A 20272-nucleotide genomic window follows, 5' to 3' on the forward strand; every position below is an offset into this window, starting at 1 on the left:
GGTGTTCTATGATTTAAAGGTATTCTTAATGGTATAATATAGATATTGCTTCATTAAGATCTCAAATCAGAACAAGAACAGGAAACGTTTCCGATATAGAGAGGACTTTTGAATATGGTGAATCCCAAAAAAGTGACGATTGAAGATGTCGCCAAACAAGCGGGCGTTGGAATAGCAACCGTGTCCCGAGCCATCAACAACAGCAAGGGAATCAGTCCGAAAACGAAAGCACGGGTCTTGCAGGTGATCGAAGAAATCGGATTTAGTCCGGATACATCGGCTCAAAGCCTGAAGGTGCGGCAGACGAATCAAATTGCCTTGGCCGTGCCTGACATTCGAAATGCGATCATCCCAGAAATCGCCTGGTCGGTGGAACAGACCGCCAAGCAGCACGGATATCGAGTCGTTCAGATCAATACAGCCGGGAATGCCCGAAACGAGCTTGAAATCGTAAGAGATATCAAGAAGCTGCACGTAGACGGCTTGATTATCATGCCGCTGGCCTATCCCAAAACACTGGGCGACCTGATCAACAAATCGAGCCTCCCCGTCTCAATCATTAATTACGGGAAACAGCTGGGAGATGAGTATAGAGCCGATATCGTAGGCCTCGCACGTCAGGAGGGCAGGCTTGTTATGGAGCATCTGCTGAAAATCGGACGGACCCGAATCGCCTATGCCGGTGCGCCCAAGGATAAAATCGAAGAGCGGTATTGGGCATATGAGCAATCGCTGACGCAAGTCGATCCGTCGCTTGTCTATTTCGGGGAGGATTTCTCGTTTGAAACAGGGGTTCGTGCAGCGGACTATTTCTATGGCCTGAAACATATGCCGGACGCCATCTATGCGGTAAACGATATGGTTGCTATCGGCATCGTCAACCGTTTTAAAGAGCTGAAGATCCGGGTTCCCGATGATGTGGCCGTCGTCGGCATCGATAACAATGTATGGACCACCGTCACGACGCCTCAGATCAGCTCGGTGTCTATCATGGGCGATGAAGTAGCCCGGCTGGCTACGGAATTGCTGCTCAAGCGGCTTCGCGAGCAAAAGTCCGGCCAATACGAACGCGTGCACTTCGAACCGAGGCTCATCGTCAGGGAATCCAGCATGTCCTTTATACGAAATGCAACAACCGACTAGGGGGTGTCGATGCCACAGGAACAAGCCTGGAATGTGAAGTTCCTGGCTTGTTCTTGCTGCTCTTAATATGGTGCTCCTTATGGGAGATGTTGGTCGATGCTGGATATAATCCAGGCAGCTCGCTTTAGAGTGGCACCGGCATATGTTGCTGCCGATACGAGGTAGGCGACATGCGGTAATATTTCGCGAATGCTCTCGAGAACGTGTGGAGGTTGGAATATCCCAGCGAAAAAGCAGCCTCCGTCACGGACACATCGGTTTCGGTCAGCAGCACCGCTGCCCGCTCCATCCGCAGCTTCATTAAATAATGACTCGGACTGATGCCATACGCCCGGATAAACTCACAATACAGATGCGTCCGGTGTACGCCGGCATACTCGACAACATCCATAACCGTAATCCCCTCCATATAATGGGAATCCATATAAAACACGCTTTGCTCGAGCCAGTTCGATTTGCTCCCTTTTCTGACCGTGGCGGCAGCCAGCAGCTCAAACAGCTGATATAACCATTTCTGTCGTCCAAATTCGTTGCCAACGGTGTCGTCATCCACGCACCCGTATATATGATTCAGCACCGCCTGCAGCTCCCCCTTCATCCCGGCAAACATAAAGGGCTTGCGCGGAGATAACCCGATTCGGGTCAACGCATTGTCGATTAATTCACCATCCAGGACGACCCACTGCGTGCGCAGCGTCGGCTCCGAATGGGGGTTCGGTTCCCAGTAACTGAACCTCGTATGAGGGAACAGGCAAAAGACATCCCCTTCCGACAAGGTGACCTCCTCATCCCCATAAGCCAGTGTGATCTTTCCGTTTAGAACAAAATGCAGCGCATAGTTTTCAGATACTTTGGGGCCCACGTAATAATGGGGCTTCGCCATGCTGCGGCCTGTGCGGAGAATCCAAATTCCGCCCTTTCTTTCCATCTCCGAAGGTATGCAGTACTTCATTTCGGCATATTCGAATGCCATCCCCTTCACATGAAATCCCTCCCTCACAAAAAAAGAATGTTTCCTGCTGCCGCAGAATCCTGGTATTGTTGCGCCTGACTTTATCAGATAAAAAACAACAAAAAGACACAGCCCCATAGCTGTGCCTCCAGTGATCTGGTCGACAAACCTTCGTATTTATCTATCCCCTGCTCCCTTATTGTCCCTGCAGCTGATCCAGTTGCACAAGCTGGCTTGGCTATCCGCATGTATCAACGGCAGCCCTGTACAGAGACTCACTTGCCATTCGCCGTAACATTCGTTCGCTCCAAAATATCAAATAAGGCCTCGTTGAATTGCCCCTTCCGCTCCAGCATGGGAACATGGCCCGCTTCCGGAATGGAGTAAAACAGCTTGAGCGGGGCTTTGATCGTCGAAAAAAATTCCTGTGCCAGCGGATAGGGGGTTTGCCAGTCCCGCTCTCCATGAATATAAAAGACTGGAATATCAAATGCAGCGCCCATAGACGACAGATCGAACGATTCCCATAAATATTCCCAAATAGGGCGCTGTCCTTCGCCAAATGCTCCGGAGATGAAAAAATATCTCATATCCTTAAGCGTATAAAATGGTGAACTTAACGCATTGAGGATAAGCTCTGTTGTTGGACCAGCCGATAACTTATATTTTCTTTGGAATTTTCGAACCTTCATAAGGTTGCTGATCATGCCGTCATCGAATGCTGGCGGAGGATAAGGCTTCAAACGAAGAAGATCCCGATAATCGTTGTCGTTTCCGGCCATTTTCGCCGCTTCCAGTACTTTTTCATAGCCGACGCGTTCATTGTCCATCATATTCACAACCTGCCCAACGCCGATATAAGCCTGCACAAGCTCCGGATATTGTTTGCTGAACAGGCTACCTAACACTGAGCCCCAGGAATGCCCCAAAATGATAATCTTCTCTTTGTGATACTTTTCTTTCAAATAGTTCACAATTTCATATGTATCCTGAACGATACGGTCAACCGTAACTGTTGGGGCAACTTGTTTCGGATCATTGTTAAAATAGGTTTTGCCGCTGTTTCTTTGATCCCAATGTACGATCGTAACATGCTTCTCCCACGGGATCTGAAACTCTTGGGCAAACGGCAATATAGGCTCTCCTGGACCGCCGTGCAAAAACAGCATCACTGGATTATCCATGTCCTTGCCCCGATGATGCAAATATTGCGAAATGCCGCCGATGGTTACGAATTCTCTGCAATCAATGCCATTACTCATGGGATTGATCCGAATTTGATGTGCAATCTTCTTTTTCTTGTACTGGGCAAACATAACGAAGCTGACGGTGAATAAGAGCAACCCGGCTAATACGATCCATATAACGCTCATCGTGTCCTCCGGTAAACGTTAGGACCTGGGTTACGCAGAGCAGAAGCAGAGCCATTAGGGGCAATCCCATACAACGGTTTGTATTTCTCTAAGGATTCTCTCATTGCTCGGCTCCTCCCGTCATATAGTCGGCAATGGCATGGACGAGTAAATCCAAGGCCTTCTCTCTTCCCCGCTCACCAAAAGACATATCTGTCGACCCAACAAAATGGAGTGCATTCATTAAATAGGCAAGCACATCCATTTCGCATCTCGATTCGTCAATGCCGCAAAGCGACAGCGTCCTGCTAAAATAGTTGTTTGATTTTGACGCTTCCCGGTCCGCTACCTCAGCTGGGAGCTTACGAAGCAGCAGCTCTATATCCGATGGGGAAACGTAGAGCACGATACTGTCAGCCGCCAGATAAATTTCCTTTAATACTTTTGCAAGCCTTTCATTCAAATTTGCGTTTTCAGATAATACGGCCTCCACTCTCTCAAACATTCTGCTCTCGCTCTTTTTGATAATCGAATAGAGAAGTTCTTCTTTGGAATTGTAGTACGAGTAAAAGGAACCTTTGCCGATATGGGTCGCACTGGTGATATCCTCTACTGTAATCCGCTTTACGCCTTTCTTGCGAATCAGTTCAATCCCTTGTGTAAACATCGCTTCTCTCACCATATCTTTTTCATGTTCGGTGACAATTTTAGGCATAATCCCTCTCCTTTTAATGACTATAAATACATTATGCAGTCATTAAAAATATAATAATCCTTTTTCCTGTTTCTTACAAGATGTTTTATTTTCGCCGAATAGTGTTTCGCTAGTGGAGAAAAAACAGGAGAATAGATAAGGAGAGTTCAAAGGCATATATGTGCTGCACCGCTTTATCACCGGAACCCACATCAGAAGCAGGCTCTTCCGCTTTACACGTTCCCAGTGGCTACCGGATTGTCCTTGTAGCTGATCCAGTCGCTCCAGCTGCCTGCGTACAGCTTCACCTTGCGGTATCCAGCTTCCTGCAATGCCAGTACGTTCGGACAAGCCGACAACCCCGAGCCGCAGTACACTATTACTTCATCCTCGGGAGAAATTTCAGCAAAACGTTCCTGCTGCCGCTCTGCTCCCTTCAGTGTCCCGTCTTCATTCATCCCGTCCTTCCAAAAAGCATGCACCGCTCCCGAAATATGTCCGGCCACCGGATCCAGCGGCGCGGTTTCTCCCGTGAACTGCTTCCAGTCCCTTGAATCGAGCAGGGTCACGCCGGCTGCGCCAAGCTTCACCCTCACCTCGTTCACATCAGCCAGCCAGTCCTGTTGGACATTTGTCTGGAAAGAACGCGGCGTCACTTCGCTTTCCTCCGAAGTAAGCGGATATCCGGCTGCTTTCCAGCTTGCGAACCCTCCATCCAATATATATGCCGACCCGTGGCCCAAGTATTTCAAAATCCACCATAACCGCGCTCCTTCCGGGCGGAGGTCACCGTCATAGACAACGACAGGCGTATTTGCATCGATCCCGAGCTTGCCGAGTCGCCGCGCAAGCTCCTCCGGATGCGGGAGCGGACTCCGGCCGCCATGCTCGGTTGGCAGATCCATCAGATGCTTTTTCAAATCAACGAATACCGCACCAGGCACATGCTCACGCTGGTAAGCCTCAAAGCCGTAACCGGCATCACCCGGGCTGAATCGGACATCTGCGATAACCAGCTGACCCGGTTTCGACTCCAGCTGTTCCAGCACCCATTCCTTGCTTACGAGATTTGACAATAACTCCACGTCCCTTCTGTTTTCAAGCGGCTGTTCTTAAATCGTAAATTCCAAATCCTCTTCTGTCTTCACGTCATAAATCGCCGAGTAGATATCGTTCTGAATCTTCAGCAGACTGGCATCCTCCCGCTTGCGCGGACGCTCATAGGGAACGTCGAAAATATGGTGAATACGCCCAGGACGCGGAGATAACAGGACGACTCGGTCTGCGAGAAAGACGGCTTCGGATACATCATGGGTAACAAACACCACCGTTTTCTTCTCCTCCTGCCATATGCGGAGCAGATCCTGCTGTAGCTGGAGCCGGGTAAGATGGTCCACCGCGCCGAAAGGCTCGTCCATCAGGAGGATGTTGGGACTATTCACAAGCGCCCGTGCGATCCCGGCGCGCTGCCGCATGCCTCCCGACAGATGATGGGGATATTTGGAACCGAATCCCTGCAGACCGACCATATTCAAATATTTGTCTACGAGCGCTTGCCGCTCTGCTTTTTTCATGCCGCCGAGCTCCAGCCCAAGGCCGACGTTCTGCGAGATCGTACGCCATGGATACAAGGATGCATCCTGGAATACAACCCCCGAGCTCCGGGTGGGTCCCTTAATCTTCGCGTCATCCAGCCAAATCTCGCCTTCCGTTGGGAGCTGCAACCCCGCCAGCAGTTCGAGCAGCGTGCTTTTCCCGCAGCCGCTCGGCCCAAGGATGCACAGGAATTCGCCATCTCGGACTTGCATGCTTATATCTTGAAGCGTGATCGTAGGAAGATCACCGTCATATACCATCGAGACATTTTTCACCGTAAAGCCAGACATATGAACTCCTCCTGCCACACTTTATTTTTTCGGAATAAACCGTAGGTCCAGAATGTCCTCCACCTTGTAGATCTCATCCTGGAAGCCCAATTCCTTTTGGATCTGCTGGGTGTCATTCAGCGCGTTGATGTCCACATCCGGGTTGTTCTCCCACAGAACTTCTTCGCGCTCCAGCGCCAGATCCAGCACCTCGGGATCGATCTCGATGTTCTTCAGATAGTAAGCCTTATACTCGTCCGGATGGCTCTTCGCATATTCTTGCGATTTAAAATAGGCCCGCAGCAGCTTCTCGACCAATTCCGGCTTCTCGTTCAGAACCCCCTCACGCGCCGCCAGCACCCCGGTGTGGAAGGTCGGTAGGTAATCCCAGCCTGTAGCAATGATATTTCCTTTTCCCTGCTTCTCCGCGAGAGAAGCGAACGGCTCATGGATGATGGTGGCATCAACCTGTCCTGTTTCCAGACTCGCGTATGCCGCCTGATGCGTACTGTTAGCAATGAAGGTCACATCCTCCGACTTCAATCCATGCTCCTTCAGGATGACCTGTGTATATACCTCCAGCCCGCTGCCAAACACAGCGATGCCTACCTTCTTGCCCTTCAGGTCTTCCACCGTCTTGATCTCCGGCGAGGCAATCAGGTAGAATGGGCCTTTGGTCCGGAACATGGAGGAGACAATTTTGACGGGGGCGCCCTTGCCCGCAGCTACAATCGCTGTCGTTGTGGCTACGTCGACCACATCGATGTCTTTGCTAGTCAAGCCGGCAATTGGGTCCTTGGTGGTAATAAACTCGACGTCGAGTCCTTCTTCCTCGAAGAATCCCTTCTCCGCCCCGAAGGACACCGCCAATCCGCTGGCACCGCTAAGCGGTGCGTATCGGATCTTCTCCAGCTGGTTTCCCGCAGCGTTTTCTCCGCCCACTGTGGACGGAGCTGCTCCCTTGCCGCTATCCGTGCCGCTTGCGCAGCCGGCCGTCATGGCGATCAGCCATATCGTTGCAAATGCAATCATGTATGAACGTATTCCTCTTCTGGTCATATGGATCTCTCCTCTGTAAGTGACGCTTTTTCCAATGGTCTATGATGATTTCCATTTCAAAAACACATTGCGTTCCAACAAATCGATTAATGAAATAATAAGTACGGATACGACAGTAACCAGCGCTACAATAGCAAAGGCCTGCGCGGTATTATACAGCGATGTTGCCTTCACGAGAATATTTCCAAGACCATCCTTCGACGCCAGCATCTCCCCAAACAGAGCCCCGACCAGTCCGGTTGCAGCCGATAGGCGCAGACCCGCAAAAATGGTCGGCGCAGCCGATGGCAAAATCACCTTCATGATGGTCTGGTACTGCGTGGCCTCGAATACTTGGGCGACCTTCAGATGGTTGTCCGCCGTCTGCTTAATCCCTGTCATCGTATTGACCGTGATCGTAAAGAAACAGAATAGGAACACAATCGATATTTTATGCGTGATCCCGATCCCGAGCCAGAGGGCAAGCAGCGGCACAATCGTCACCTTTGGAATCGCCATCAGCGCCGAAAGATAGGGCCTGAAGAACTGCTCCGCCCAAGGAATCAGCACCAGAGCCATGCCCACGGCCAGGCCTCCAAGTGCCGCAATTCCATAGCCCGCAACGAATTCGGCCAGCGTAACGTACAGATGCTTCCAAATCTCCCCGTCACCGAACAGTTTGAACAGCTCTTGGAATACCTTGGAGGGCGCAGGCAGATACAAGCTGCTGACGGTCTCCGTGCGAACCAGAAGCTCGCAGATGCCCAGTATGATCAGCAGCAAAATCGCCTGCCCCGCCCAGATGCCGCGAAATTTCTTGGCTTTCCTCGTTCCCATCAGGCTCACCCCTTTGCAATCAGATCATAGCGGTTCCCCGGACGGCTTAGTCCCAAGTGCTCCCGGAAGGTGCTGCCTTCATATTCGGTACGAAATAAACCCCGACGCTGAAGCTCGGGTACAACCAGCTCCAGGAACAGATCCAGTCCACCCGGCATATAAGGCGGGCATACATTGAATCCATCGGCCGCTTCATCCCGGAACCATTCCTCGATGATATCCGCCACTTGCGTCGCGCTGCCGACAACAAGCAGATGCCCGCGGACGGTGACGGTGAAGAAATAGAACAGATCCCTGATCGTAATATCCTCGCGTCCGTTGGCCTTTCTCGCCAGGTCGGCCCAGTGCAACGCCGTTTCCGAAGCGGATACATCCGGCAGCGGATCCTCCAGGGGATATCCCCTTAGATCAATCCCGATCTTATCCGACAGCGGACCCAGATCGTAATCGGTCACAACCAGTTCATTCAGCTCCGCATATTTGGCATGCGCCTCTTCCTCCGTCCGGCCCACGATCGGAACCAGTCCAGGCAGAACCTTCAAATCCGAAGCTTCCCGTCCATACTCCGGCAGCCGGCCTTTCACTTCCTTAAAGAATTTGACGGCAACTTCCTTCACATTCGTTCCCGTGAAGACCATGTCGGAATATTTAGCCGCCAGCATTTGGCTGCGCAGGGAGGTTCCAGCTGTGATGAGCGGAAGCTGCCCCTGTATCGGGCGCAGAATATTCAGCGGCCCGGCGACGGAGAAGTGCTCTCCGACATGGTCCAGGGTGTGCACCTTGCTTCCGTCGGCGAACACGCCGCTTGCTTTGTCCCGTGGAAGGGAGTCGTCCTCCCAGGTGTCCCACAGCCCGCTGACGATTTCGATGAATTCCTCAGCGTAGTCGTACCGCTTGGCATTATCCCAATGCTTCTCACGGCTGAAATTCAGCGCAGCCCGCGGATCGGAGCCCGTCACGACATTCCATGAGGCCCTGCCCTGGCTAAGATGATCCAGCGATGCCGTAAAACGTGCGATGTTGTAAGGCTCGGCATAGGTGGTGTTTACCGTGCCGATCAAACCGATTTTATCCGTTGCCGCCGCCAGATAGGACAGCATCGTAAACGGCTCCAGACGCGTCATTTGGGAGGGGAATAAATGCTGCATATCCGCGCTCGTGGCCAATCGGTCCCCCAGAAAGAAGAAATCGAACTTGGCCTTCTCGAGCTTCTGGGCAACCTCCTTCAGAAACTGGGGGTCATAGGCACCATCTGTTTTGCCTTCGGGCAGCCTCCAGCCTGCTGGATGATAGCCTGTCCCGAATAAAAACAATCCAAGATGCAATTGACGACGTTTTGAACTCATAGTTGTGTCACCTTCCTGATCTTATTGGTAGTGGTTGATCGTTATACTGCCTATGGGCTTGGTCGATATAGATCTGCTTTATCCGTGGATTTCCTCCGATAAGCGGTCGATTTCCTTCAGTTCTTCCTCTGTCAGCCGCTCATCCGAATACTTCAATGTATCTGCAATGTGCTCCGGCCTGGATGCCCCGACAATGGCTGACGTGATGCCTTCGCGACTAAGCACCCAGTTCAGGGCGAACTGCGGAAGCGTCCATCCCCGGTGCTCGGCCAGCGGCCGGATCGCTTCCACAATGGAGAGCGCATGCCGCTGGTTCAGCAGCAATTGCAATCTCTGTTCGCCTGCAGCCAGGCGCGAGTCCGATGGAGGAGCTTCGCCCGCCCGGTACTTCCCGGACAATATGCCCCGGCCGAGCGGGCTGTACACGATGACCCCAACCTGCTCGGACTGGGCAAAGGGAATTAATTCGCGTTCAATATCTCTCGTAATGAGACTGTATTCCGGTTGTACGCTCTCGAACCTGCGTAAACCATGGAGTGCACTGATGCCATGAGCTTTGGCCAACTGCCAAGCCGCGTAGTTCGAGCAGCCGATATAGCGGATTTTGCCCTGACGCACAAGATCCGTAAGCGCCTCAAGCGTCTCTTCCAGCGGGGTCAACTCATCAAACCGGTGCACTTGATAAAGATCGATATAATCCGTCTGGAGCCGGGCAAGGCTATTCTCCAGCGCACGATAAATATGATAGCGGCTTTGGCCTTGGTCATTAATGCCGGGACCGATCCGGTTATGCAGCTTGGTAGCTAGGAGAATATCTTGTCTTCGCTCCTTCAGCAGCCTGCCTAGAATTTCTTCCGATTCCCCAAGCTGGTTTACATTCCCGCTATCCATACCGGTACCGTACACGTCAGCCGTATCGATGAGATTGATGCCAGACCCAAGTGCCTGATCCAATACGGCGGCCGAAGCCCTCTCATCAATCCAGCGCCCGAAAGCCATCGTCCCCAGACTCACCTCCGACACTTGCACTCCGGTTCTACCCAGTGCTCTATACTTCATGATTGCTGCCTCCTCGTAAGATTCATACAAAAAAACAGCCGAAGACACACCTCGGATCATAAACTGATCCAAGGATGCATCTCCGGCTGTCCGGTAGAATGTGCATCAATTCTATTATTTCCGATATGTTAAGTAGGATTATAGCATCGTCTAATTTTGTCGTCAATTATTTTTAATGTTGGATTTCCGGCCGGGTGAGACCGAGATGGTCCCGTAACGTTCTGCCTGTATAGTCCTCGCGAAACACGCCGCGCTGCTGAAGCAGCGGCACTACACGCTCCACAAACTGCTCGAGATCACCCGGAAGCAAAGGGGCCATAATGTTGAATCCGTCGCAAGCCCCGCTTCGAAACCAATCCTCGATCCGATCGGCAATCTGCTGCGGGGTTCCGATCATCGTCATATGACCTCTAGATACCGCGTAATGCCGGCCGAGCTCCAGAATGCTTTTGCCCGATTTTGCAGCCATATCCATAATCATGATCGCTCGGCTGCTGTTCCCTTCCCTCGGAAGATCAGGCAGCGGACCGTCTACCGGATATCCTGTCAAATCAGCATTCAGCAATTGCGATACGTATTTCACCCCCGCTTCCGGCAAGATGAGCTCGCTGAATGTCCGATAATACGCCAAAGCTTCGGCTTCGGTCTCTCCAAGGAAGATCAGCAGGCCCGGCAGAACCTTCACCTCTTCCCCTTCCCGTCCATACTCCTTGAGCAACTCCTTAAACTCGCGGTAATACCTTATCGCATCTTCTTTACTCTCGCAGGCCGTAAACACAACATCGGCCGTTTGGGCCGCCAGCCTTCTTCCCGCTTCCGAGGTTCCCGCTTCAATGATAACGGGCCTGCCTTGTGGAGATCTAGGCATGTTCAACGGGCCCTCTACCTTAAAAAACTCTCCTTCATGATGAACCCGATGAATCTGGGTCGTATCCGCAAAGACAGCTCTCTGCCGGTCCAACACAAGGGCATCGTCCTCCCAGCTGTCCCAACATTCCTTCACAACCTGTAGAAACTCCTCCGCCCGTTTATACCGCTTCCCATGCTCCATTAATTCCGCCGATCCGAAATTGCGTGCCTCCGCATCCTTCGTGGAGGTCACCACATTCCATGCGGCTCTGCCGCCGCTGATATGATCCAGCGTGGACAGGCGCCTTGCCAATGCGTAGGGCGCGTTGAATGTAGTAGATGCCGTGCCAGCTAATCCAACATACTCCGTGACACCGGCCAGACTGCTGAGCATGGTCAACGCTTCAGGTTGAAGAAAGCTGACATTCGTCCGCAAATCCTCAATCAGCGGTATCGAGTTGTTGTCTGCAAGGAACACCATATCGAATTTCCCGCGTTCGGCTGCTTGAGCGCAGCGCTTATAGAAATCGTAATCCACAGCTCCGACCCCCGCCGAACCGGGATGCCGCCAAGCGGCAATATGATGGCCGTAATTCATTAGAAAAGCGCCCAGACTTAATTGGCGTCGCTCCGCACCCATCTCTATACTCCCCTTCCCTTTATCTCTACTGAAGCTGTTTATCTCTACAGAAACTTACGCTCAACCAGTTTCTCTACGTAATCACCGACATACTTCATATCATCAAGACGGGATTGAACCTCCTTCTCCCATTTACCGGCATTCCGCAATGATGCAAGAGTAACCTGGTTGCCATACCACGACTGCACCTCGTCCCGTCGTATGGTGAAAGCTTCGTCTTCAAAGGCGAAGATCAGTTTCTCCAAATTATCAATCATGGCAAAATTTGCAGTGGAATTATAAACCAGCAGCTGCTTCAGCTTCTCCTCTTGCAGATCGCCTGCCTTAGCCTGAAATCGGAGCTCGGCCGTCAATTCCTCCGGGTATAACTGAAATGTGCGTTCGATGTCACGCATGGGAAGCGAAGCATTCAAATTAATCAGGTTCGCGGCATTCCCCATATACGGGCTGGCGAAGCTTAACGAATTCCGGATATCATGCGTCAACGGATCATTCTGCTCCGCTTCATATTGAATGGCCTGTTCATTTGCCCTGGGCTTAATGAATCCCTCCAGTGCAGCCATACCCACTACGCCGATAAGCAGCAGTGCAACAATCAGCCAATTTTTTCTGCTCATGGTTCATTCACCTCAAGTTGAAGGGTTAATTTACAAGCTTTTTGGACAAGCAGCGGAATGATGACCGACGTCATCGGGATGGCATATCGCATGACGGTCTCATAGAACGAATAAGGTCCATCGATTCGCAATGCTCGCCCAAACCATAGATCACTGCCGTACTGAATCACGAAAGTGTACAAGGATACGACTACGATAAATATCGACCACAGCCACCATGCCCCTTTACTCCATTTGGCCAATTTGCCTGCATTGATAATAGCTGTCTGCTTCTCATACCGTTTCAGATTCCGTGACATGGAAAGATATGCCGCTCCGGTGAAAACAACAACGCACAGCAGGAGGGTGTTCACCCCTATACCGCTTGGCAAAAATCGGGCCGGGATGGTGACGATCCAGGCCAGCAAGGAATAAATAAGTGCGCTCTGAACAAGGTTATAACGGAAACGGTAGCTGTAAACTTTTTGATTATCGTCAATGAGGGCCTCGATATCTTCGATGTTATCGATAGCCAGACTGATGGCCGATTGATATTCCATGCCGTTCTCCATATAATCCGTAACCCGCGCCTCCAAATTGCTGAGAACCTCATTCTTCAGCTCTACCACTTCCTTGGTTTTGCGTTGATTCGCAAATAGACGGTCCACAAAGATCTCTAAGTCATGCCTGTTGGTCACTTCTCTGTCAGCTCCTTTCCGTTCCCGATCAGAACATCGATAATCTCGCGCGCAGCCTTCCATTCCTCCTGATTTTGCAGTAAGCGCCCCTGTCCCTCCTGGCTGAGGTTGTAATATTTGCGCCTTCCGCCCTGGGTTTCTTCTCCCCAATAGGAACGGATTAATCCCTGTTTCTCCAACCTTCTCAGACTGGAATACAATGTAGGCTCCTTCAGCTCAAATCGATTCCCGCTTCGTAGCGAGATTTCTTTAATGATCTGATAGCCGTAATTATCTCCGTCCGATAACACGCGCAGAATAAAGGTATCAATATTTCCACGTATCAAATCACTGTTATGTAAGGATTCAATCAAATACCCGGACCTCCTTAACGGAATGGAATGGGTATAATATAACGCATATTACTATGCGTGTCAAAGTAATACCTCACACATATATTTCTCTCTTCGTCGATTGACGGTTTACAAGCACTACTATATAATTTTTGAAAGTTCTTCCTATTTAATAATTAGAATCGCTTCATTATTGTATTTAGTACGTGCAGGAGGAGACGGTTTTGCTTCATAAATACATTCGACGACTGAAATACTATATTATCCGGACTCTCCGCATGCAAAATAGTGATCATCGAATTGCGCTCGGTTTTGCCGTAGGTTTCTTTCCTTGCTGGTATCCAACCTTTGGCATTGATCTGCTGCTGGCTCCGCTGCTCGCTCGCATGGTTCGGGCGAGCATTCCCTCCGCCTTCCTTGCAGCTTCGGCAGGGACCGTCTTATGGCCGATCCTGTTCTATACAAACTATAGAATCGGGGTGTTTGTGCATTTGTTCACCACATTTCCCAAAACCTTTGAAATCGAAGATGCCCTCTCGGCACCTGTCCCAGAGACGGATTATCGAATTGAGACAAATCATTTTGGCAGATTAGGCGATATGGGCGTCAACTTTTTTGTCGGCGCTCTCATCAACAGCATCCTGTCTACATTGATACTCTATATTTTGCTGCGCATCTTACTCTACGTTTACCGCAGACCTATGCTTCACAAAATCAAAGAATCCATCCGAAGAAGAAAATCGAAGTCTAAATGAAAACTCACATTAAAAAGCGCCTGGAACCTCCTTCCAGACGCTTTTTTTAATTCAGATCAAGTTTGCATTGTCCCTGCCGCACCCCAACTCCTCTTCAATCCCTAAGCCAGCTTCTTTTGGAAAATTCGGTATAAGTTGCTAAAAGTACGGCATTCTAAAGAGGATGAGCCTTTACTACGAACCGGCAAAGGAGGGAAGAACAAAAATGAAATCGAAGGCGCAGCACGTACTGCTTGCCCCTGTAAAAGAGCGGCTTGCGAATTGCGAGGATGTCATCTATCAATCCTTACGTATCCATGGATCGACGTGTACCGTTATCTATATTGAATCCATTGTGGATATCAGCACCCTGCACGAGCATATCGTTAAACCGCTGATTAAGGAAGCCGCGTTGATTCAGCATAATTTTAACGACTTCATTGACCGTATGGATCGTGGAGATATCCTATCGGTTCCTTTTCATCGTTCTTCCTCGGCGGAGTATATTGCCAATATGATTGTCGAAGGCACAGCGGTAGTGGTTGTGGAGCAGTTGGCAGAGGCTTATTTATTCGACATCGCCTTGTATCAGAAACGGGCGGTTTCGGAATCTCAGAATGAGCTGGTGGTGAACGGGCCGCAAGAAGCTTTTATCGAAGACATTGGTACGAATTTATCGCTGCTCCGGCACAAAATCAAGCATACGGATCTCAAAACCGTACGTTATCAGATCGGTGACTATTCCAAAACTGCCGTATATATGGTGTATGTCGACGGCTTATGCAAACCTGAAGTTGTCGCCCAAGTGGACCGGAAGCTGAATAACATAGCCATTGACGGCATCTTCGGCATCAGCACCTTGTCCGAGCAAATGAAGGAAGGCGTGAAATCCCCGTTTCCACAGTTCCAATATACCGAGCGACCGGATTCCGTAGCCGCTTCTCTGCTTGAAGGCAGAGTCGGCATCATGCAGGATGGAACACCGTCGGCTCTTATTGTGCCTGTCACTCTATTTTCCCTGCTGCAGTCGTCCGAGGATTATTATCACAGTTTCTTCTCTTCCAGCTGGATCCGGATTATCCGATTCGTGTTCGCCGTCATTTCATTGCTGATGCCTTCTCTATATGTAGCGATCACCACATTTCAGCCATCCATCATACCCACGGATCTGCTGATCACCCTTGCGGCATCACGTGAGAACATCCCATTCACCGCCTTAACCGAAGCGCTGATCATGGAGCTTACCTTCGAAGCCTTGCGGGAAGCCGGAACCCGGATCCCCAAGCCCGTCGGGCAGACCATATCCATCATCGGCGCTATCGTCATTGGGCAAGCAGCAGTAGCAGCCGGTGTTGTATCCAATCCGATGGTCATCGTAGTGTCCATAACCGGCATCGCTTCTTATATCATTCCGCACTTCGAGCTCGGGCTTGCGTTCCGCTTGCTGCGCTTCCCCATACTCATTCTGGGAGGGACACTCGGTCTTATCGGCGTATTTGCTGCTGCCTTCCTTGTGTATGGTCACATGGCTTCCCTGAAGTCTTTTAATACACCTTATCTACAGCCCGTTGCGCCGCTTGTGATATCTGAATGGAAGGATACCTTCCTGAGGGCGCCATCCATGCTGATGAAGAAGCGGCCTAAGACCTATGCGTCATCCAACAATTTAAGGAGAAGAAAGCCATAATGCCTCTACTCAAATTGTTTAACATGTTCAAAATAGTGCTTCCCCTAACGCTGTTGACGGGTTGCGGTTTCACGATGACCAAAGTTGAGATCAATCAGCAAACCTTTGTATTTGCCATGTATGTGGATAAAGGTCAGCAAGACGGCACCGTAGAAGTTACGATTAGTGCCCCCCTTCCAAATCGGCTTACATCTGGAAGCCATGCAGGCAAGCAAGGTGGTGGTGAACCATATGCCATGGTAACCAAGTCCTCCAGCACTGTGCAGGATGCCTTGCACCTGATTCAACGGGATCTTTCCAGGCGTTTGGACTTCAGTCACGCCAAGGTCGTTGTCGTTGGCAAAAGCTACGCGGAGGCGGGATTAGAGGAGCTTACGGACTGGTTACAGCGAGAACCGACAACCATCCTCAGTACTTATATAATGGTTGCGTCCGGAGATGCAAAAAAAGTCGCGGAGCTGACGCCGGTCTTTGAGCAGATGCCCTCGGAGGTGCTCACCCGTTTTGCGGACCAACACAACATGATCACGACGAACTTAAAGGATTACCTCTATGCCGAATCGGCCAACCAAGGCTATGCCTTGACCTATTTGGCAACAGGCATGAAGCCTATGGTCGCCGATCAGGAGAAACTGAAGCCTTGGACAGGGATTCAAGGCACGGCGCTTTTCCATCATCATAAACTGGTTGCCACACTCCCGATGAAGGAGTCACTTGCTGTCAGTTGGGCAGTAAACGAGGTAAAAGGTCCTATGTATACCGTTTCATGGGATGAAGGTAAGAAGGCAAGCGTGTTTCTCATCACATCAAGCTCTAAGAAGTCTGTTCGCATGGTTTCGGGTCATCCAGTGTTCACGGTAAAGCTAAACGGAACAGGCGATATCGTATACAAACAAAAGCAGAAGCAGTTTGATACCCTTCAGGTGAAAGAGCTCATCGAGCGTGAGCTCAATGAGCAAATCACCGGTCATTTAACAAAGGCTCTTCATACCTCGCAACGAGTAGGAGCAGACATCCTGCAGCTTGGCATGCTGTTGGATTGGAACTATCCGGATCATTGGAAAAGAGTTCATGCCAACTGGCCCGATTATTACAAAAACGAAGTTGAGATCCAGGTTGTTACCGACATCAAGATTCGAAACTTCGGATCCATACTCAAAATGAATCCGAAATAAGGAGGTTTGCCCATGCTCGCTCTTCTGTTCCTCGTGTATTCCTTGGTGGAATGGTATATCGCGAAGAAAAAGGCAAAAGCACCTCGTGAAAAATGGACGGTTCTCCTTCTGATCCTTGCGTTTACCGTCTGGAATTTATTCGCCTTGTTTTATCACGAGTGGCTGACCCCCAACCAACTGATTATGCTGCTGTTCGGTTGGCTTAACAACATATAACAAAACATTTATCGTTGTACCTTCACAGAGGACTATAATCTATAACGGAAAGGATGTACGAACCCGACATGCGCAATACTCCCTGGCAGCTGTTCCGTTTCGGATTTGTCTATCTTAACGCCATACCTACTGGATTTCTAATCAGTCCCCTATTGTGGAACTCCGCTTATTTAGGATGGGCAGCGATTCTCGGCGGCTATGTGATGAGTTTAATCTTCCTGTGGTTCACCGTAAAGCTCGCGCTGTGGGATCCTCAGAAACCCTGGATCGATTTCGGCAGTAAGCTAGTCAGCAACTGGATTCACATCCCGATCGTCGCTTTGGTTTTTTTCTGGTCGATCAATTACATAGGGATGGATATCGAAAGCTTCACTTTATTCTTCGACACCAATTACATGCGTGAAACTCCTCAATGGTTCGTGCTCCTGATCGTGGGTTTGGTCGTTATGATTACCACCAGATGGGGCATGGAGACGATGATTTACATTTCAGATGGGCTTTTTCTCGTCATTGTCATTGCGATCGTGTCCATGAACATGTTTTTCTTCAAGGAAGCCCATTTTGATATGATGATTGCGATGGTCAGGCATCATAATTATGAGTCTGCAGTTAAGGACGCCCTGTTCTGTCTATCTTTCTTCGCCGAATGGATCATCTTCCTCTTTCTCGCTCCCTATATCCAGTTTAATCGGAAATCGTTTCGAAACCTCGCTGCCGCAGGGATATTGGTGACTATTGGTATATTGCTCCAATGGGCTTCTGCTTTACTGAATTTCGGCCCTTATTTAGGGCGGGAAATGCAATATCCACTTGTTGAATTAATGCGCGCAGCTAGTGGGTTCCTCGCTAATGCCGATCCACTTATCATTGGATTATGGAGCAGTTCGATGTTTTTCCATAGCGCCTTTCTCATCCACGTAAGTGTAAGTTGCCTTGCCAAATTGTTTAACCTGAAGCAAATGGATGGGCCACTAATCGCCATCGTTGGGGGAACCGCTATCGTGATTGCATACCAATATTCGCAAAATCCAATCCGCTTTCTCCAGGACTTCAATTCATTCGAGATGGTGATGTTCTTTATTCTTATAGAGTTAATCCCTGTTTTCTATTGGATTGCCTCCCTGTTCCGCAAACGCAAACACAAACACAAACCTAAAGCTAATCATAAACCCGCTTGAAACTTGAAACTGTATCGATATCCTATTGAAAAACAGAAACGGGGAGAGCGGCATTTGCTGCTCCCCCAGTTTTCCGGATTATATGTCACCTTTAGTACCGAGATAAGTATGATAAGCCTCTGGAGTTTATACTTTTTTATCTCGTCAAAAAATCAACATTTTATGTAAGCGCTTCCTACAAAAAGGTTCTTTTATTGTAAGCAATTGGCATATTATATAGTACAGTAGACCAGCTGGCAAGAGTGGCAGCAGGAGGTGATAGGCATGGGCGTTAATGAAGCGTTGGCTTTAATGATATCGTTCGCCACTCTGGTCGTCTCGATCCTTGCCTTCCATAATAAGAAATAGACCCGTCCCTTGTACAGATGAATCTATTTCTTACGTCTGGTTGCAAGCAAATATCCACCTTGCAGGTGATGATCTGCTGTGTGAGGAGTCGGCGGCAACCGGCTCCTTTTATAATACACAAAAGTATCCTATTCTGATTTTTACGGAATTATGACTCGGCGGTGGCGAATTACGTATTTAGGATTGGCTTTACCTTGGCCATAATTTGCTCGATCTCTTTAGAGCAGTCCTCATACATTTTCTTTGCCTTCTTACTCTTTGTACTGAGGCTGAACAACTCCAAGTCCGCCTGACATTTCTTTAAATTTGCATAGAGCAGTTTCCGCTCCTCATTTTGGGGAACCTGAATCTGATCATCATACAAATCGACAGTTAGTTGTCCATAAGCATCTACCTGGGCAAGAAATACGTCCTTGATCTTGGCGCCCTGCTTGTCCAGTTCTTCCACCAGCCATCCCTGATTGAAACCTGCGACGCGCAGCGGTTCGTCCATGACTTTACCATCCATGACCACAACCTGTGCGACTTTTTCCGGCGCTACCTGGATACCAAGATCTTTAGGGGTTAAAGGCAGATTCTCACGTGTCTGCAAAATATTAATCTCCCCGCTTGACTCCATGATAGCAAATTCCACGTTAGCGACCTGAAACACGTCTTTTTTCCGCAACTGCTCCATTAACTCATCGGTAGTCAGCCTTTCTTTCTTTAAATTATCTTCTAATATCTTGCCGTCTTTAATGAGCACGGTCGCCTTAAAATCGATAAAGTCCCTGGCCTTCTTGCTCTTCATTTGCAGAAATTCAATAAGTAATGAACAGCCTACCCATACGCCTAGCCCAATTAATCCCAAATACCAGTTCGCCTCAAGATCCAAGGAGATATAGGCGGCTATGCTGCCGATCGTAATCCCCGTTAAATATTCAAAAAAAGAAAGCTGCGAAACCTGCCGCTTTCCCAACACTTTTGTCATCAGAAACAACACGACTACAGCACATAAGGTTCTAAGTACAACTTCCAACCACTGGGGCACAATAAATCCTCCTCATTCGATGTCTTGACTTCATAATCACTCTATAGATTATTGTCAAATATCCTCTTAGAAATTACACCATTATTTCCCAGTCTATGCTCCATGCATGTTCTTCCGCAAAATGCGTACATTATTAAGCATGAAAGGAGTGATAAAAACCAATGACCGTAGCATCCGATGTCAAAACATGTCTCTCATCCTTAAAAAGCGCTCAGGCCAGCCTCGAGCAATTTGCACTGTCCACGCAGGATCAAAATGCCAAGAATTTGTTCACGGCTGCAGCACAACAAACACAGCAAGTCGTAGACCAAGTGAACCAACGGGTTCAACAGCTTGAGCAGGAAGAGCCTCAGTACAAAGGTTTCTAACATTTGTTTTTCTGCTAGTTCCATCGCGTGTAAGCCTATGCATACCTCCTATCTTCCCCTGATAGGAGGTACTTTATATTGTGTTATTTATTATTGAGTTATCCTCCCCATCAGGGTAAAGTGTTAATAACGGAG

22 protein-coding genes are annotated in these 20272 nt (G+C 49.4%); 8 read left to right on the forward strand and 14 right to left on the reverse strand.

Annotation, left to right across the window (positions count from 1 at the left end; all coding sequences use genetic code 11):
* The first annotated feature begins 114 nt into the window (after window positions 1–114).
* Entirely contained in the window at window positions 115–1143 is a 1029-nt protein-coding gene (locus ACOZB4_RS07660) for a LacI family DNA-binding transcriptional regulator (protein WP_379407854.1), read from the forward strand.
* A 124-nt stretch (window positions 1144–1267) separates the two neighbouring features.
* Here the strand turns inward: ACOZB4_RS07660 and ACOZB4_RS07665 are convergent, their stop codons facing one another.
* From ACOZB4_RS07665 to ACOZB4_RS07725, 13 genes are all read right to left on the reverse strand, one after another.
* On the reverse strand, window positions 1268–2116 hold the full coding sequence (locus tag ACOZB4_RS07665) for an AraC family transcriptional regulator (protein WP_379408037.1): 849 nt from the start codon (window positions 2114–2116) through the stop codon (window positions 1268–1270).
* A 254-nt stretch (window positions 2117–2370) separates the two neighbouring features.
* Window positions 2371–3468, reverse strand: a complete 1098-nt coding sequence (locus ACOZB4_RS07670) for an alpha/beta fold hydrolase (RefSeq protein ID WP_422759516.1) — start codon at window positions 3466–3468, stop codon at window positions 2371–2373.
* A 100-nt stretch (window positions 3469–3568) separates the two neighbouring features.
* Window positions 3569–4162, reverse strand: coding sequence for a TetR/AcrR family transcriptional regulator (locus tag ACOZB4_RS07675; RefSeq protein ID WP_379407845.1), 594 nt, complete (start codon window positions 4160–4162; stop codon window positions 3569–3571).
* A 212-nt stretch (window positions 4163–4374) separates the two neighbouring features.
* Complete coding sequence (locus ACOZB4_RS07680; RefSeq protein ID WP_379408033.1) at window positions 4375–5217, reverse strand: sulfurtransferase; 843 nt, start codon at window positions 5215–5217, stop codon at window positions 4375–4377.
* Between the two features lie 36 nt (window positions 5218–5253).
* The gene (locus tag ACOZB4_RS07685; RefSeq protein WP_076324417.1) at window positions 5254–6027 is read right to left on the reverse strand and encodes an ABC transporter ATP-binding protein; all 774 of its coding nucleotides are present in this window, start codon (window positions 6025–6027) and stop codon (window positions 5254–5256) included.
* Window positions 6028–6048: 21 nt separating this feature from the next.
* Entirely contained in the window at window positions 6049–7065 is a 1017-nt protein-coding gene (locus tag ACOZB4_RS07690) for an ABC transporter substrate-binding protein (protein ID WP_379407841.1), read from the reverse strand.
* 39 nt (window positions 7066–7104) lie between these two features.
* Window positions 7105–7881: an ABC transporter permease gene (locus tag ACOZB4_RS07695; RefSeq protein ID WP_076324419.1), complete on the reverse strand. Its 777-nt coding sequence runs from the start codon at window positions 7879–7881 to the stop codon at window positions 7105–7107.
* A gap of 5 nt (window positions 7882–7886) precedes the next feature.
* Window positions 7887–9227, reverse strand: coding sequence for an LLM class flavin-dependent oxidoreductase (locus ACOZB4_RS07700; RefSeq protein WP_379407836.1), 1341 nt, complete (start codon window positions 9225–9227; stop codon window positions 7887–7889).
* A gap of 78 nt (window positions 9228–9305) precedes the next feature.
* Window positions 9306–10286, reverse strand: a complete 981-nt coding sequence (locus ACOZB4_RS07705) for an aldo/keto reductase (RefSeq protein WP_379407831.1) — start codon at window positions 10284–10286, stop codon at window positions 9306–9308.
* 172 nt (window positions 10287–10458) lie between these two features.
* Entirely contained in the window at window positions 10459–11775 is a 1317-nt protein-coding gene (locus tag ACOZB4_RS07710; protein WP_379407827.1) for an LLM class flavin-dependent oxidoreductase, read from the reverse strand.
* 44 nt (window positions 11776–11819) lie between these two features.
* Window positions 11820–12392 carry a DUF4825 domain-containing protein gene (locus ACOZB4_RS07715; RefSeq protein ID WP_379407821.1) on the reverse strand — a complete coding sequence of 191 codons (573 nt, stop codon included), beginning with the start codon at window positions 12390–12392 and terminating at the stop codon, window positions 11820–11822.
* Window positions 12389–13069: a permease prefix domain 1-containing protein gene (locus tag ACOZB4_RS07720; RefSeq protein ID WP_379407818.1), complete on the reverse strand. Its 681-nt coding sequence runs from the start codon at window positions 13067–13069 to the stop codon at window positions 12389–12391. The genes ACOZB4_RS07715 and ACOZB4_RS07720 overlap by 4 nt, the downstream gene beginning before the upstream one ends.
* Window positions 13066–13422: a PadR family transcriptional regulator gene (locus tag ACOZB4_RS07725; protein WP_379407814.1), complete on the reverse strand. Its 357-nt coding sequence runs from the start codon at window positions 13420–13422 to the stop codon at window positions 13066–13068. The genes ACOZB4_RS07720 and ACOZB4_RS07725 overlap by 4 nt, the downstream gene beginning before the upstream one ends.
* Window positions 13423–13625: 203 nt before the next feature.
* On the opposite strand from ACOZB4_RS07725, the gene ACOZB4_RS07730 reads away from it, so the two are divergent.
* The 6 genes from ACOZB4_RS07730 (at window position 13626) to ACOZB4_RS07755 (ending at window position 18739) form a co-directional block, all read left to right on the forward strand.
* Window positions 13626–14156: a DUF2062 domain-containing protein gene (locus ACOZB4_RS07730; RefSeq protein WP_339267402.1), complete on the forward strand. Its 531-nt coding sequence runs from the start codon at window positions 13626–13628 to the stop codon at window positions 14154–14156.
* Between the two features lie 205 nt (window positions 14157–14361).
* Window positions 14362–15822: a spore germination protein gene (locus ACOZB4_RS07735; protein WP_379407809.1), complete on the forward strand. Its 1461-nt coding sequence runs from the start codon at window positions 14362–14364 to the stop codon at window positions 15820–15822.
* A gap of 23 nt (window positions 15823–15845) precedes the next feature.
* On the forward strand, window positions 15846–16997 hold the full coding sequence (locus ACOZB4_RS07740) for a Ger(x)C family spore germination protein (RefSeq protein WP_379407800.1): 1152 nt from the start codon (window positions 15846–15848) through the stop codon (window positions 16995–16997).
* A 12-nt stretch (window positions 16998–17009) separates the two neighbouring features.
* Complete coding sequence (locus ACOZB4_RS07745) at window positions 17010–17213, forward strand: hypothetical protein (RefSeq protein ID WP_339267408.1); 204 nt, start codon at window positions 17010–17012, stop codon at window positions 17211–17213.
* A 68-nt stretch (window positions 17214–17281) separates the two neighbouring features.
* The gene (locus ACOZB4_RS07750) at window positions 17282–18391 is read left to right on the forward strand and encodes a GerAB/ArcD/ProY family transporter (protein ID WP_379407796.1); all 1110 of its coding nucleotides are present in this window, start codon (window positions 17282–17284) and stop codon (window positions 18389–18391) included.
* 264 nt (window positions 18392–18655) lie between these two features.
* The gene (locus tag ACOZB4_RS07755) at window positions 18656–18739 is read left to right on the forward strand and encodes a putative holin-like toxin (protein WP_223260591.1); all 84 of its coding nucleotides are present in this window, start codon (window positions 18656–18658) and stop codon (window positions 18737–18739) included.
* Window positions 18740–18908: 169 nt separating this feature from the next.
* On the opposite strand, the gene ACOZB4_RS07760 is transcribed toward ACOZB4_RS07755, so the two are convergent.
* Complete coding sequence (locus ACOZB4_RS07760; RefSeq protein ID WP_379407793.1) at window positions 18909–19769, reverse strand: DUF421 domain-containing protein; 861 nt, start codon at window positions 19767–19769, stop codon at window positions 18909–18911.
* A 161-nt stretch (window positions 19770–19930) separates the two neighbouring features.
* Between ACOZB4_RS07760 and ACOZB4_RS07765 the strand changes: the two genes are divergently transcribed.
* Window positions 19931–20137: a DUF1657 domain-containing protein gene (locus ACOZB4_RS07765; RefSeq protein ID WP_379407789.1), complete on the forward strand. Its 207-nt coding sequence runs from the start codon at window positions 19931–19933 to the stop codon at window positions 20135–20137.
* The last annotated feature ends 135 nt before the right edge of the window (window positions 20138–20272 follow it).

The organism is Paenibacillus sp. NPDC058898 (genome assembly GCF_049316025.1).
Classification (GTDB): domain Bacteria; phylum Bacillota; class Bacilli; order Paenibacillales; family Paenibacillaceae; genus Paenibacillus_AQ.